Genomic DNA, 14,269 nt, shown 5'->3' with positions numbered 1-14,269 from the left:
TTAAAAATTAAAATTCAATCTTGTAAATACATATCTACCATTCTGTCCGAATTGCGATGTAGAACGGGAGTAGATAAATTGGTCGTTATTCGTGGAGGCAGGGAGGTTTTTAGTAGGATAAATATCAAAAATATTATTTACCCCTAATGTTAAGCCTACATTTTTTGTGAACTGATATGCTACAGAAACATCGGTAATCACTTTATCTGCAATTTTCTGATGCTCATCAAATGCAATAATACCATCTCCGTTTGCATCTAAAACATCTGCTCCCGTCACCTTTCCAAAATAGGTATTTCTAAGATAGAAACTTGCATTTCTCCAGGAAACACTATGGGATAAAGTCGCTTTCACTCTTGGAACAGCCTCTTCAAGATATATCCTTGATTTTTCAGAAAAATAAGTATTTTCAAGATTAGCAGATTCCAACAAACCTGATGAATGAACATTTCCTACTTTTTTGGTCTGATTAAGATTAACCGCAAAACTATTATCGAGTTTCACCTCAGAAAATCTTGCATTATGAGTGATCACAACATCAAGACCTTTAGTTTCTGTATCGATGGCATTCGTAAAGAACTGAGCTGCGTTAACTCCTAATTTAGAATAGACATTTTGTGCTTCTAATGGAACATCTTTTTTCAGGAATTGATCCGTAAGAATAATTCTGTTTTTAATTTTAGTAAAATATCCATCTGCAGTTAAGGTTAGATTAACCGATGGGATTTTGTACGTAAATCCTACACTAGCAGATTGGGATGTTTCCTGTTTTAATTTTGGTATACCTAATAATCCCGCAATCGGAGAATCATTACTGAACGTTCCCACATCTAAAAGTTGACCATTTGTAAATAAAGTAGAGGTCACATTATAATAGATCTGATGGATAGAAGGCGCCCTAAACCCTGTAGATCCTGCCAATCTAAGATTTAAATTTTTATCAATCTTAACTCTTGATGCAATTTTATAATTAAAGGTAGATCCAAAATCTGAATAATTTTCATATCTCGCAGCAGCATCTACCAACAGCCAATTGGTAAAATTGAACTCAAAATCGGCATAGCCCGCCACTGACTGTCTATTTTTATTGACTGCATTTTCCGGTCTGAAACCGCTAAATACTTGTGAACCTCCGGGAAGAAATTGAGTTCCATTTCCAAAGAAATCAGTTGGTCTGGAAGTAGTACCATTCCATACATTTCCATTTACATCGTAGGTTGCATAAGAAGCTTCCTCGCCTGCTGTTATTTTAAAATTTTCATAACGGTGCTCCGCTCCAAATGCGATATTGATTCCCTGCCAAACATCATATTTTTTTGAAAAATCAAGATTGATCGTATTTTGAGAAAACCTCAATCCTCCTGCACTAAATTCATTTGGGGAATTAAATCTTAGAGAAGTATTTCCTGTATTCTGAATATTGTAGTCAAAGGAATTTTGTCCATAGGTATTACTGAAATCAATATTCCATCCATCCCAGTCGCCTTTAATTCCTGCAGAAAGAGATAAATCCTGAATGTCTGTTGCAATCTGCGGTAAATATCCATCCGGATAAAGCCCCGTAAAAGTCCTGCTTTGATTAGGTCTTCTGAAAAAGCCTCCAGAAGTACCGTGTCTAAAGCTATAGCCGCCAAAAGTGTAGACTTTCCAACTGTCATTAATTGGGACTTCTATGTTGGCAAAAAGTTGGTGGTTATTCAGCTTGGACTGCCCCACCTGCATATTGAAATCTTTCCTGTCTAATCCCCTATAAGCCAATTCCTGATTGGTTACATCAGCACCCAATAACCCTTGTAATGCTCCAATTGTATTAGCTCCCTGGATTTGGTTTTGAAAGTTTTGAGAAAAATAGCCTACATTCTGAGAATATTGATGAATGTAATTTACAATTTGTTGCGAATTGGGGGTGTTATTGATGTCAGTAAACAACGAAGAAAGATTAACTCCGTCATTCAAAGCTCTTTTTTCAATAGCGTTATAAGCATTGTATATGGCACCACTTTCTGTTCCCGCTCTATAGGTAGGATTTCTAAATTGTGAAGTCCATGTGATGTTATAAAAACCTCCTTTCTTGCCTATTTTATTCCCGTAATTTAGATCCACCTGAAAATTTTGTCCGTCAAAGTTTCCGGTATGGTCGTTGGCAGCAGGGGTAAGATTTCCGCCATATGTAAATTGTCCGGTTAGTTTCCCGGTATCTCTTTTTAAACCTAAATTGATGACTCCGGCAATAGCATCCGACCCGTATTGTGCAGAAGCGCCATCCCTTAAAACTTCAATTCTATTGATTGCAAAAGAAGGAATTGCATTAAGATCGGTTCCTACGGTTCCCCTTCCCGGAGTTCCATTTACATTTACCAATGCTGAAGTATGTCTTCTTTTACCATTTACCAAAACCAAAACCTGATCAGGACCAAGTCCTCTAAGCTGAGCCGGATCTAAATGGTCTGTACCATCAGAATTTGTCTGAACCGTCGAAGTAAAAGAAGGCGCTATAGCATTTAAAATCTGGGAAATATTGGTTTGAGGCAGAACCAGTGAAGATTCTTTTATATTAAATACATCCACAGGAACCGGGCTGTCTACTTTAGATCTCGCTCCGCTTCGGGAACCTAAAATAACGACCTCTTCTACATTAGCAGTTTTTACTGTATCTTTTTCCTGTGCGTAGGCATATGTCGTTCCCAAGAAAAATAAAACAGAAGTGGAAAAAATGGTCTTTCTATTTTTCATACATTCTATGTTAAATTTTTTTAACTTTTTTGAGGAGCAAATGTATGTCATATTTATAAGTCTACAAAATAAGTAGACTTATAATTTATAAAAAATGTTAATAGCTGATGTCTATTTTTTTTAAATTTTAGTTAGTTTGGCGTATTTGAGAATAAGATTTTTCTCACCTTCATGCATGAAAATAACTTTTGCTTTAATATTCTGAGGATCTGTTCCGTCTAAAAACGTAACCTCACCAATTCCAAATCTGTCATGTCTTACTTTATCACCAATTTCAATATCCTGGGAAGAAGCTCCACTTGGATTAATAATTTTAGCCGTACTTACAGGTTTCAATTTTCGTGGCTCAGCAATAGGCTTTGAATTATCACTCTTCTCAATTGTTTTCTTCTCCACCCTTTTAAAGCTCTTCATTTCTGAAGGATGCTCATCAAAAATATTGGATTTAAGCCCGCTCTGATTAATGAATCGTTTTTCCATAGCCGGATTAATGAATTCCAGATACTCTTCATCTACCTCACTCAAAAATCTTGAAGGTTCCGCATCTGTAATTTTTCCCCATTGGAAACGGGAAATGGCATAGGAGAAAAAAGCCTGCTTTTCAGCCCTTGTTAAAGCCACATAAAACAAACGCCTTTCTTCTTCCAGATCTTCTCTGGTTGCAGAACTCATAAAACTAGGGAAAAGATTTTCCTCCATCCCTACAAGGTGTACGACAGGGAATTCCAATCCTTTAGAAAGGTGAATGGTCATCAGGGAAACCATATCGTCTTCCTCTTCTTTAGCCTGAGTATCTGCAGAAAGTGCAATATTTTCCAGGAAATTAGATAAGCTTGGATCTCCATCTTCCAGCTGCATCTGCTCTTCAATAAAACCCTGCATCGAGTTCATCAATTCCTGAACGTTTTCAACCCTTGAAATTCCTTCAGGTGTTCCGTCATCTTTCAGGAATTTAATCAAACCGCTTCGTTTAGCCACTTCCATAGCTACACTGTAAGCTGTTTCAGTCTTTAACAATACTTTGAAAGCCTTGATCATTGACCAAAAATCGCTCAGCTTATTAAGAACTCCATTATTGAATCCCAAGTGCTGAGAATACATCGGAAGATTATCCAATACTTTTGAAACAGACACATTTTGAGCATCTGCAAAAACAACCAGTTTATTTTGAGTTGTTTCTCCAATTCCTCTTGTAGGATAATTGATAATCCTCATTAGCGCCTCTGAATCATTTTCGTTGATCAATAGTCGCAAATAAGCAATCAGATCTTTTACTTCTTTCCTCTGGTAGAAAGATAAACCACCATATACTTTGTAAGGAATATTTTTACGTCTCAGTGCATCTTCAAAAGCACGCGTCTGAGAGTTGGTTCTGTATAAAATAGCGAAATCATTATATTTCCTCTGATCCCTGTTACGAAGCTCCCAGATATTTCCAGCCACAAAATTAGCTTCATCAGCATCGGAAAGGGAACGGTAGATTTTTATTTTATCTCCCTCCTCATTTTCACTGAATACATTCTTTTTAAACTGCTGCAGGTTTTTAGCAATCACCACATTCGCTGCATTTACAATCGTTTGTGTAGAACGGTAATTCTGTTCCAGGGAAACCGTTACCGCATCAGGATAGTCCTTTTTAAAATTTAGGATATTGTAGATATTGGCACCACGGAATGAATAGATTGATTGTGCATCATCACCCACTACACATATATTTTCAAATTTTGAAGCGAGTGCTTTTACAATAAGATACTGTGAATGGTTAGTATCCTGGTACTCATCTACCAGAATATATCTGAATCGATCCTGATATTTCGCTAAAACTTCCGGGAAACGGGTAAGCAGTTCATTTGTTTTCAACAACAAATCATCGAAATCCATCGCTCCGTTTTTAAAACAAGCTTCTACATATTTCTCATAGATCTTGCCGATAAATTTCATATTTGCCTTTTCATCCGCTTCCATTAATTCCGGATTATTAAAATAGGCTTTTACCGTGATCAGGTTATTTTTATAATTGGAAATTCTTGCCTGAACTTTTTTGGGTTTGTAAAGATCAGCATCGATATTCATATCTTTCAGTACCTTTCTGATCACATTCAAAGCATCCTGCTGGTCGTAGATGGTAAAATTGGAAGGATACCCCAAATAATGAGCCTCGCTTCTTAAAATCCTGGCAAAAACCGAGTGAAAAGTTCCCATCCAAAGACTTCTTGCATTTCCTGGTCCTACCACTTTTGCAATACGCTCTTTCATTTCTTTTGCCGCCTTGTTGGTAAAGGTAAGCGATAATATATTGAAAGGATCGATCCCATTTGTAATCAAATGGGCGATACGCATAGTCAATACACGTGTTTTTCCCGAACCAGCTCCTGCAAGTACCATTAAAGGTCCTTGTAAAGTGGTAACGGCTTCGTATTGTGATTCATTTAATCCTTTCAGGTAATCCATCTGCAAAAAATTTGGGAATACAAAAATAATGTATTAAAAGGAGAATTCAAACTATATATAACATCTATAGATTTTAAGTTCAACCCGTGGTAATACCCCTAAAATATTTTTTTCCGTTGCAATATCCTGATCAATAAAGTACAGTTTATCTCAGCAAAGGGAATCAACTTACATTTAAAATTCAGATAATCAAACTTAAAATAATCAACTTTAAAATTATTTATATATCTTAGTAACTAACTAAAAATTAAAATCATATGAAAAACTTAAAGTCAATTTCAAGACAAAATTTAAAAATGATCAAAGGTGGACTTAAATATTGCGGTGATGGTACGCCATGTGGAACTGGATGGTGTTGTGATGGAAGCGCTTGCCGACCAATCAATTCTTCTTACTGTTCATTTCCACCTATAGAAGAGTAGAACAATAGCTTTTCTGGTGATCACCAAGTTTAAAACTAAATTAAAACGATATGAAAAACTTAAAATTAATTTCAAGACAAAGTTTAAAAACCATTAAGGGAGGACTTAAGCAATGCGGTGAAGACTTACCACCATGCGGAACAGGCTGGTGCTGTGCCAAAAACAGCTGCCGACCTCTAAGCCATCCTTTTTGTCAAGAATAATATCACGTTAATTGATATAAAAATTACCTCTGTAACCTACAGGGGTAATTTTTTTTAATCAAAAAAATGTAAAATCCTATTTAACATAACAAAGAAAAACAAGCTGAACTGTAACAATTAGAGCATTTATGGGACTTATTGGCAAACAATTCCGACTTTATGAAAAAACGACTTCTTTCTGTTGCTGCTGTAGCTTTCTTTGGAATGATGCTGAATGCACAACAAATCAAATTCGAAGAGTATGATTTACCAAACGGTTTACACGTGATTCTTCATCAGGACAATACAGCACCAGTAGTTACCACAGGAGTAATGTATCATGTAGGCGCTAAAGATGAAGTAAAAGGAAGAACCGGCTTCGCACACTTTTTTGAACATCTTTTATTTGAAGGAACCCCTAATATCAAAAGAGGAGACTGGTTTAAAATTGTTTCTTCCAACGGAGGGCAAAACAATGCCAATACAACCAATGACAGAACCTATTACTACGAAACTTTCCCTTCCAACAATGAGCAATTAGGACTTTGGATGGAAGCTGAAAGAATGCGTCACGCTGTAATCAATCAGGTAGGTGTAGACACTCAGAGAGAGGTTGTGAAAGAAGAAAAAAGGTTAAGAATGGATAACCAGCCTTATGGAAATCTATTCTCCACCATTCAAAAGAATCTTTTCACCAATCATCCGTATAACTGGCCGACTATCGGATCTATGGAAGATCTTAACTCCGCAAAACTGGAGGAATTCCAGGCATTCTATAAAAAATATTATGTTCCTAACAATGCTACATTAGTCGTTGCAGGAGATATCAAACCAGACCAGACAAAAAAATGGATTGAAGAATACTATGGTGGGATTCAAAAAGGAACTGTTACTCCTAAAAATTTCCCGAAAGATGCTCCTATAACACAGGAAAAAGAAGTTACCGCTACGGATCCTAACATTCAGCTTCCTGCCTATATTTTTGCCTACAGAACACCTGCTAATAAGGAGAAAGATGCATATGTTTTAGATATGCTTTCAACTTATCTTAGCAACGGAAAATCTTCAGTATTATACAAGAAACTGGTAGATCAGGAGAAAAAAGCACTTCAGGTAGCAGCTTTCAACCAGGGGCTTGAGGACTATAGTATTTTTGCCTTTTTCGCCATCCCGATGGGACAGACCACAAAGCAGACTTTACAGTCAGACATCGATGCTGAGATCAAAAAACTTCAGACTACCTTAATCTCTCAGGAAGATTATCAAAAAATCCAAAACCAGTTTGAAAATCAGTTTGTAAATCAAAATTCAAGCATTCAGGGAATTGCTGCTTCACTGGCAACAAACCACGTATTGATGGGTAACACCAACTTAATCAATAAAGAAATAGACATTTACAGATCAATCACAAGAGAAGATCTTCAAAATGCTGCTAAAAAGTACCTGAATCCTAATCAAAGAATAATCATTAATTACGTACCTGAAAAAAAATAATCCCAGAGTACTTTAGGTTTAACAGTGATTATAACAAACAATTATTTACAAATGAAAAAGCAATTAACATATATAGCAGTAGCATTTTTATTTACAGGAATGCTTTCCGCACAAAAAATAGATCTTAATGCAATGCCTAAACCAGGACCTACTCCTGCCATCAACATTGCAAAGCCAAAAACGTTTCAACTGAGCAACGGTCTTACAGTAATGGTCGTTGAAAACAACAAATTACCTAGAGTAAATGCCAACCTTTCTATGGACAGACCTCCATATTACGAAGGGAACGTGACCGGGGTAAGCGAGATTATGGCAGAACAGCTCGAAAACGGAACAACCAATATCTCCAAAGATGAATTCAATAAAAAAATTGATTTCTTAGGGGCTAACCTTAGCTTCTCATCAGGAGGAGCTTTTGCAAATTCTCTTTCAAAATATTTCCCTGAGGTATTAAACTTAATGGCTGACGCTATTATCAACCCTAAATTCTCTGCTGAAGAAATTCAAAATTCTAAAGAAAGAACAATTGAGGGTTTAAAGTCTGAAGAGAAAAATGCATCATCTATTGCATCAAGAGTTTCTAACGCTTTACAATACGGAAAAAATACAGCCAGAGGGGAATTTGAAACTATTGAATCGATCAATAAAATTCAGTTGGCAGACGTTCAGAATGTTTACAAAAAATATTATGCCCCTGACAATGCTTATTTAGTGATCGTTGGAGACGTTAAGTACGATCAGGTAAAACCTTTGATCGAAAAGGCATTTAACGGATGGAAGAAATCAAACACTGCATTTACAGCTTTAGAGCCGGCATCCAATGTTGCAAAAACGGAAATTAACGTTGTTGATGTACCTTCCGCAGTACAGTCTGTAGTTTCTGTAGGTAACCTGAACACACTGAAAATGAAGGATGCCAATTACTTCCCGGCAACGATAGCCAACTACATTCTTGGAGGTGGTGGAGAAGCAAGACTTTTCATGAACCTTAGAGAGAAAAATGGATTTACATATGGAGCTTATTCAAGCATGAATGCCAGTAAATATTCTCCGGACTTTTCTGCTGAAGCAAGTGTAAGAAACGAGGTTACAGACAAAGCTGTAAAGGAATTCATGAATGAGCTTAATGCAATCTCAACCGTAAAACCTGAAGAACTGGAAAATGCGAAAGCTAAATTAAAAGGAAGCTTCATCATGTCTTTGGAAAAGCCTGAAACTATTGCAAAATTTGCTTTAAACCAAAAAGTCCAGGATCTTCCTTCAGATTTTTATACCAACTATTTAAAATCTATCGATAAAGTAACTGCAGCGGATGTTGCTAACGCAGTAAAAACGACCATCCTTCCTAATCAAAGCAGAATTTTTATCGCAGGTAAAGCATCTGATATTTCTGAAGGTTTAGAAAAATTAGGGTATCCTGTAAAATATTTCGACAAGGAAGCTAATCCTGTTACAAAACCTACAGCACAGAAAGTTGACGCCAGTGTTACTATTGGATCCGTTGCAGACAAATATATCAATGCAATTGGAGGTTTGGCTGCTGTTCAAAAGATCAGTTCTATTTCTATAGAGGCCACTACAAAAGTACAGGGAATGGACATGACAATGAAAATGATTCAGGGGAATAATGGAAAAATGGCAATGAATATTTCGGCAATGGGAAATACATTACAAAAAATTGTATTCGACGGAAAAGATGGCTATATGGAGGTTCAAGGAAAAAAAATGCCATTACCCGAAACTGAAAAAGCTGACATGGCAAAAGAAGAGCTTTTCCCGGAATTATCATTTGCAAAATCTCCTGAATATAAATTAGCAGGAATTGAGAAATACAATAATGATGATTCTTATGTGGTAAAAGGTGCTAAAAACACTTACTATTACAGTGTGAAAACAGGATTGAAGAATGGTGAACTGAAAGGAACCAGCCCTACCACTTATTCAGACTATAAAGATGTTTCCGGTGTAAAACTCCCATTCAGCATTCTTAACAATATGGGTGGTATGGATATCAACTTAACGGTAAAATCATATCAGATCAATCAGGCAAAAGATGCTGATTTTAAATAAGAACAACTTACTTAAAAGTGAAAACAGCAACAAATGTTGTTGTTTTTGCTTTTTACTAAAATCTTATTTTGCTATTCGGTAAAAAAAGATTAAATTTGCCCATTCAAAAAGATATCAAATTAATGGATTCTATATTTATACTATTGATGGTTCTTGTTATGATTGCTAGCATTTTACTGGTAATTATTGTTATGGCTCAAAACCCTAAAGGTGGAGGCCTTTCCAGTACTTTCGGAGGTGCTTCATCAGCTCAATTTGGGGTACAGAGAACCAATGACTTCATGGAAAAAGCAACATGGACTTTAGGAGGAACGATCATTGTTCTTATTCTTATAAGTGTTGTAATTACAGGAAAGCCATCACAAACAGCTCCGGTTCAGCAACCTGCTAAAAAAGAAGCTCCAGCAAAACAAGATGCACCTGCTTCTCAAACTAGCACACCTGCTAAGACAACGGTTCCTGCTAAATAAGCAAATAATATTTTTATATACTTAAAAAAAGCAACTCAAATTGAGCTGCTTTTTTTATTTTAACTTGATTTTCTCTATTTTATGCCGAAGCTTTAGCCCCGCTTTTAAAAATGAATACTGCAGAGGTTTTGATTCCTTGTAATATTTACTGATAAAAATATGCATCGCTCCATAAAACCGCTTCAGATAAAGCTCATCTTTTACTGTACTTTCTCCTTTATGATGTAATATGGAAGCTTTACCGTAGTAATAATTTTTAAGCCCTTCTCTTAGCAAAGTATAACACAAATCAATATCCTCACCATACATGAAATATGCTTCGTCCAAACCTCCAACTTTTTCGTAAACCTCTTTTTTAACAAGAAGGAAAGCTCCTGTTATAACTTCTACCTCACTAATTTCATTTTCTTCAATATCGTTCCGGTAATAAGACTTCGAATCATTGTTTTTAAATTTAACAAACAGCTTTTCAAAGGAATTGAACATATCAGGAACAGAACGTTTACTTTCAGGTAAAAATTGGCCTTTAGCATCATGCATTCTTACTCCTAAACATCCAAATTCAGAATGAGAGTCCGCAAAGTTTAAAATATCATCCATATAAAATCCCTCCAGCTCTGTATCAGGATTTAGAATAAGAATATATTCTCCCTTTGCTGTTTTTATAGCAGCATTATTAGCTTTCGCAAAACCATCATTATTTTCAGAAGCGATAAAATGAAAATCCGGGAATTCCCTAATAAGATCTTTCCATGAAACATCTGTAGAAGCATTATCAATAACCACTACTTCATATGCTACTCCTTTTATATACTTCTGAATAGATAAAAGACAGTTTCTAAGTAATTGGGTAACGTTATAGTTAACAATTATAATTGATAGCTTTGTGTTCATTTTAGTCCTTTTCGTTATAAGGAAGTCTATTGATAATTGATCTGCCTAAAGAGATCTCATCTGCATATTCAAGCTCATCCCCAACTGATATACCTCTGGCAATACTGGAAAAATTCACCTCAAAATGTTTGAACTTTTTATAAATATAGTAAGCAGTAGTATCCCCTTCCATTGTTGCACTCAAAGCAAAAATAAATTCTTTTACGACTCCCGTATTTAATTTTCTTTCAATACTTGGAATATTTAACTGGCCTGGCCCTACTCCTTCCATTGGAGAGATCTTTCCACCCAAAATCAGATATTTTCCTGTATATTTTCCTGTATTTTCGATAGCAATCACATCCCGGACATCCTCTACAATACAAATCACTTCATCACTTCTTTTAGGGCTGCTGCATATTTCACAAATATCGAAATCGGAAAAATTATGACATTCTTTACAGTATTTTATTTCATTAACCAGATTGATAAGAGAGTTTCCTAATCCCATTGCTCTGGAACTAGGCTGTTTCAATAAGTGAAGTGCTAAACGCAAGGCTGTTTTCCTACCAATTCCCGGAAGTCCGGAAATTTCGTCGACAGCTTTTGCCAAAACTTTACTTGGGTAATCCATAGATACAAAAATAATATAAAAAGATGAGTATTTACGGGTTTATAAGGCTTAAATCATCACCTTTCCAAATAAAAATCTATCTTTGGAAAATATATGAAAAAAATAAACTAAATGGTACTTAAAAACCTTAATTATCCACTAGATTTTAAATTTAAAATCACAACATTAGCAAGTGATTTTAACATCACAGACAAAAACGGAAACTATGTTGCCTATGTTCGTCAGAAAATGTTCAAACTAAAAGAAGATGTGATTGTTTTTAATGATGAAAGCAAATCCAAAGAACTCTTCAGAATACAGGCTAATAAATGGATTGACTTTAATGCATCCTACTCTTTAAATGATCTTGTTGATCAAAAGAACTTTGGAAGACTGGCAAGAAAAGGAATGCGTTCCCTATGGAAATCCACCTATAATATTCTGGATTCAAATGACCAGCCGAAATTCACCGTATCAGAGGATAATGCATGGACAAAGTTCTTTGACGGAATGGTAAGTGAGATTCCTATTATTGGAATGTTTACCGGATATTTTCTTAACCCCGCTTATACTGTAAAAGGAGTTGATGGAAAGGAATATTTTAAACTGAAAAAAATGCCATCATTTTTTGGCAGAAGATTTCAGCTTGACCGAATGATTGATATTGATGATGAAGACGAAAGCTTAGTCGTTCTTTCTCTATTAATGATGGTTCTACTCGAAAGAGCCAGAGGATAAACACAATAAACCACAAACAATGAAATACCTAATTATTTTCTTTTCAGCGTTCTTAGTAATTGCTTGTAAAAAAGACAAAGAAACCATTTCCGTCACTACCAATCAGGACTCAATGAACCATGTTCAGGATTCTGCAAAAATAGAGACCTCCGGAAGCATTTTAATTGAAACCATCACATTCCCTAAGGAAATTAAAGAATGTTCGTGTTATTTTGCAAAAAACAAAGCTGACTTTGAGGAAGAAAAATATATCTATGCCGATGATGCCGGAAAAACAGCCTATATGAAATTGGATGGAAAGAGACTCACCATGAATCTTATCTCATCCAGTGACATGGAGGCTGATGAACTGTTAACAAAAGAAATTGAAAGCGGAGATTATAAAATATCTGTAAAAGGAAAAAAAATAAAAGGTGAAGAAGCTTTATTGTTTGAAGGAACGATCACCATTGAAAAACCTGATGGCACTGTAGTTACCTCCCCTATTTACGGAGAGTGTGGGTGCTAAAGGCTGAACTGCAGAATAGCCAAACCGTAAAATCGTCAATATGTTGCACTATTGAACTATTCACGGTTTTACAAATTAGCAATTTCACGATTTTGCTTTTTTGCTTTTTCGCTATTTTGCTATTTTGCCTCTAAAAGATTTATAAATAAAAAAGACTGCTCCTGAACTTACAGGAGCACTTTTTATTTCGTAATTTTGATAAAAATAAATTTTATGGAATTATCCAATATAGAACCGCAAATTATCTGGAAAAATTTCTCCAAATTAAATGCTGTTCCAAGACCTTCAAAAAAAGAAGAAAAAGTAATCGCATTTATTAAAGGATTTGGTGAGAGTTTAGGATTACCAACGACGGTAGATGAAGTAGGAAACGTTATTATTAAAAAGCCTGCTACTGCAGGAATGGAAAATCGCAAGTCAATCGTACTGCAATCCCATCTTGACATGGTATGTCAGAAAAACAGTGATGTAAATTTTGATTTCGATACGGAAGGAATTAAAATGGAAATTGACGGAGACTGGGTGAAAGCCAAAGGAACTACACTGGGAGCTGATAATGGCTTAGGGGTAGCTACTATTATGTCTATTTTAGAAAGTTCTGATATTCCACATCCTGATTTGGAAGCTCTTTTCACTATTGATGAAGAAACTGGAATGACGGGAGCCCTGGGATTAAAACCTGGACAGCTTACCGGGCAGATTTTATTAAATCTTGATACGGAAGAAGATGACGAGATCGATATCGGTTGTGCCGGAGGAATCGATGTTACCATTACTCAAAACTATGAAGTAGAGGCTGCTAAAGGACAAATTGTAAGAATTGAAATTAAAGGATTACAGGGTGGTCATTCAGGAATGGATATCCATAAAGGTTTCGGAAATTCTAATATTATTTTAGGCAGATTACTATACAACGGCTTAGCTAAAGAAAATATACAGTTAATTTCAATTGACGGAGGTGGATTAAGAAATGCTATTCCAAGAGAAGCTGTGGCTACTATCTCTGTAAGAAATGCCAATGAATTCATAGAAGAACTAACCAACGGTCTTAAAAAGGAAATTTTAGAAGAATTTGCTACTGTTGAACCAGGCCTTCAGATCAATATTGAAAATTCAACAAGTTCAGATAAAGCAATTTCAGAAGAAGATTCCAAAAAGATCATTTTAGTTCTAAAATCTCTTCATAATGGTGTTTATAGAATGAGTCCTGACGTAAAGGATCTCGTAGAAACATCAAACAACGTAGCCAGAGTAGAATTAAAGGGTGGAAATTTAAGAATATTAAACCTTTCAAGATCATCAGTAGATTCTACAAAATACGCAGTTGCTGAACAATTAAAGTCTGTTGCTGAATTAGCAGGAATGGAAATAGAATTTGGTGGTTCTTATCCGGGATGGAAGCCAAAACCAGGTTCTGAGATCGTTCAGCTCATGGAAAAGATTTATATTCAAAAATTCACAGAAAAACCTCATGTTGTAGCTTGTCACGCAGGTTTAGAATGTGGCATCATTGGAGCTAATTATCCTGAAATGGAAATGGTAAGCTTCGGACCTACCATCAGAGGGGCTCACTCTCCGGATGAAAAAGCAAATATCCCTTCAGCACAGAAATTCTGGACTTTCCTAAAAGAGATTTTAGCGAATATCCCTCAGAAATAAAAAATACAATCAAAACTGCAAAGTGTCTAAAATTTCTAAATTTTAGACACTTTCTT

General features: G+C 35.6%; 12 protein-coding genes. 8 read left to right on the top strand and 4 right to left on the bottom strand.

Annotated features, from left to right (window positions below; genetic code table 11):
- Together CEY12_RS19095 and CEY12_RS19090 are read right to left on the bottom strand one after the other, a co-directional pair.
- Positions 1 to 2,733: a TonB-dependent receptor plug domain-containing protein gene (locus tag CEY12_RS19095; RefSeq protein WP_089029932.1), complete on the bottom strand. Its 2,733-nt coding sequence runs from the start codon at positions 2,731 to 2,733 to the stop codon at positions 1 to 3.
- Positions 2,734 to 2,853: 120 nt separating this feature from the next.
- Positions 2,854 to 5,184, bottom strand: a complete 2,331-nt coding sequence (locus CEY12_RS19090; RefSeq protein WP_089029184.1) for an ATP-dependent helicase — start codon at positions 5,182 to 5,184, stop codon at positions 2,854 to 2,856.
- A gap of 257 nt (positions 5,185 to 5,441) precedes the next feature.
- On the opposite strand from CEY12_RS19090, the gene CEY12_RS22375 reads away from it, so the two are divergent.
- The 5 genes from CEY12_RS22375 to secG all read left to right on the top strand — a co-directional run bounded on the left by CEY12_RS22375 (position 5,442) and on the right by secG (position 9,822).
- Entirely contained in the window at positions 5,442 to 5,606 is a 165-nt protein-coding gene (locus CEY12_RS22375; protein ID WP_157676855.1) for a hypothetical protein, read from the top strand.
- A 50-nt stretch (positions 5,607 to 5,656) separates the two neighbouring features.
- The gene (locus CEY12_RS22895; protein WP_410493868.1) at positions 5,657 to 5,809 is read left to right on the top strand and encodes a bacteriocin-like protein; all 153 of its coding nucleotides are present in this window, start codon (positions 5,657 to 5,659) and stop codon (positions 5,807 to 5,809) included.
- Between the two features lie 159 nt (positions 5,810 to 5,968).
- Complete coding sequence (locus tag CEY12_RS19085; RefSeq protein ID WP_089029183.1) at positions 5,969 to 7,282, top strand: M16 family metallopeptidase; 1,314 nt, start codon at positions 5,969 to 5,971, stop codon at positions 7,280 to 7,282.
- Between the two features lie 51 nt (positions 7,283 to 7,333).
- Positions 7,334 to 9,352 (top strand): M16 family metallopeptidase, encoded by a 2,019-nt coding sequence (locus CEY12_RS19080; protein WP_089029182.1) that lies wholly within the window; start codon positions 7,334 to 7,336, stop codon positions 9,350 to 9,352.
- 122 nt (positions 9,353 to 9,474) lie between these two features.
- Positions 9,475 to 9,822: a preprotein translocase subunit SecG gene (secG, locus tag CEY12_RS19075; protein ID WP_089029931.1), complete on the top strand. Its 348-nt coding sequence runs from the start codon at positions 9,475 to 9,477 to the stop codon at positions 9,820 to 9,822.
- Positions 9,823 to 9,876: 54 nt separating this feature from the next.
- On the opposite strand, the gene CEY12_RS19070 is transcribed toward secG, so the two are convergent.
- Positions 9,877 to 10,716, bottom strand: a complete 840-nt coding sequence (locus CEY12_RS19070; protein WP_089029181.1) for a glycosyltransferase family 2 protein — start codon at positions 10,714 to 10,716, stop codon at positions 9,877 to 9,879.
- A gap of 1 nt (position 10,717) precedes the next feature.
- Positions 10,718 to 11,329 (bottom strand): recombination mediator RecR, encoded by a 612-nt coding sequence (recR, locus tag CEY12_RS19065; protein ID WP_089029180.1) that lies wholly within the window; start codon positions 11,327 to 11,329, stop codon positions 10,718 to 10,720.
- Positions 11,330 to 11,440: 111 nt separating this feature from the next.
- On the opposite strand from recR, the gene CEY12_RS19060 reads away from it, so the two are divergent.
- The 3 genes from CEY12_RS19060 to CEY12_RS19050 all read left to right on the top strand — a co-directional run bounded on the left by CEY12_RS19060 (position 11,441) and on the right by CEY12_RS19050 (position 14,213).
- Positions 11,441 to 12,046 (top strand): hypothetical protein, encoded by a 606-nt coding sequence (locus CEY12_RS19060; RefSeq protein WP_089029179.1) that lies wholly within the window; start codon positions 11,441 to 11,443, stop codon positions 12,044 to 12,046.
- Between the two features lie 19 nt (positions 12,047 to 12,065).
- A complete protein-coding gene (locus CEY12_RS19055; RefSeq protein ID WP_089029178.1) occupies positions 12,066 to 12,554 on the top strand; it encodes a hypothetical protein in 489 nt (162 codons plus the stop codon).
- 213 nt (positions 12,555 to 12,767) lie between these two features.
- Complete coding sequence (locus CEY12_RS19050) at positions 12,768 to 14,213, top strand: aminoacyl-histidine dipeptidase (protein ID WP_089029177.1); 1,446 nt, start codon at positions 12,768 to 12,770, stop codon at positions 14,211 to 14,213.
- Positions 14,214 to 14,269 lie beyond the last annotated feature (56 nt).

Source organism: Chryseobacterium sp. T16E-39 (assembly GCF_002216065.1).
Classification (GTDB): Bacteria; Bacteroidota; Bacteroidia; order Flavobacteriales; family Weeksellaceae; genus Chryseobacterium.
This window is presented reverse-complemented; position numbering and strand designations above follow the sequence as displayed.

Bases quoted from the DNA above. Each gene is read 5' to 3' on its own strand.
- CEY12_RS19050 (WP_089029177.1), top strand. From the start codon at position 12,768: ATGGAATTATCCAATATAGAACCGCAAATTATCTGGAAAAATTTCTCC.
- CEY12_RS19070 (WP_089029181.1), bottom strand. From the start codon at position 10,716: ATGAACACAAAGCTATCAATTATAATTGTTAACTATAACGTTACCCAA.
- recR (WP_089029180.1), bottom strand. From the start codon at position 11,329: ATGGATTACCCAAGTAAAGTTTTGGCAAAAGCTGTCGACGAAATTTCC.
- CEY12_RS19095 (WP_089029932.1), bottom strand. From the start codon at position 2,733: ATGAAAAATAGAAAGACCATTTTTTCCACTTCTGTTTTATTTTTCTTG.
- CEY12_RS19055 (WP_089029178.1), top strand. From the start codon at position 12,066: ATGAAATACCTAATTATTTTCTTTTCAGCGTTCTTAGTAATTGCTTGT.
- secG (WP_089029931.1), top strand. From the start codon at position 9,475: ATGGATTCTATATTTATACTATTGATGGTTCTTGTTATGATTGCTAGC.
- CEY12_RS19085 (WP_089029183.1), top strand. From the start codon at position 5,969: ATGAAAAAACGACTTCTTTCTGTTGCTGCTGTAGCTTTCTTTGGAATG.
- CEY12_RS22375 (WP_157676855.1), top strand. From the start codon at position 5,442: ATGAAAAACTTAAAGTCAATTTCAAGACAAAATTTAAAAATGATCAAA.
- CEY12_RS22895 (WP_410493868.1), top strand. From the start codon at position 5,657: ATGAAAAACTTAAAATTAATTTCAAGACAAAGTTTAAAAACCATTAAG.
- CEY12_RS19060 (WP_089029179.1), top strand. From the start codon at position 11,441: ATGGTACTTAAAAACCTTAATTATCCACTAGATTTTAAATTTAAAATC.
- CEY12_RS19090 (WP_089029184.1), bottom strand. From the start codon at position 5,184: ATGGATTACCTGAAAGGATTAAATGAATCACAATACGAAGCCGTTACC.
- CEY12_RS19080 (WP_089029182.1), top strand. From the start codon at position 7,334: ATGAAAAAGCAATTAACATATATAGCAGTAGCATTTTTATTTACAGGA.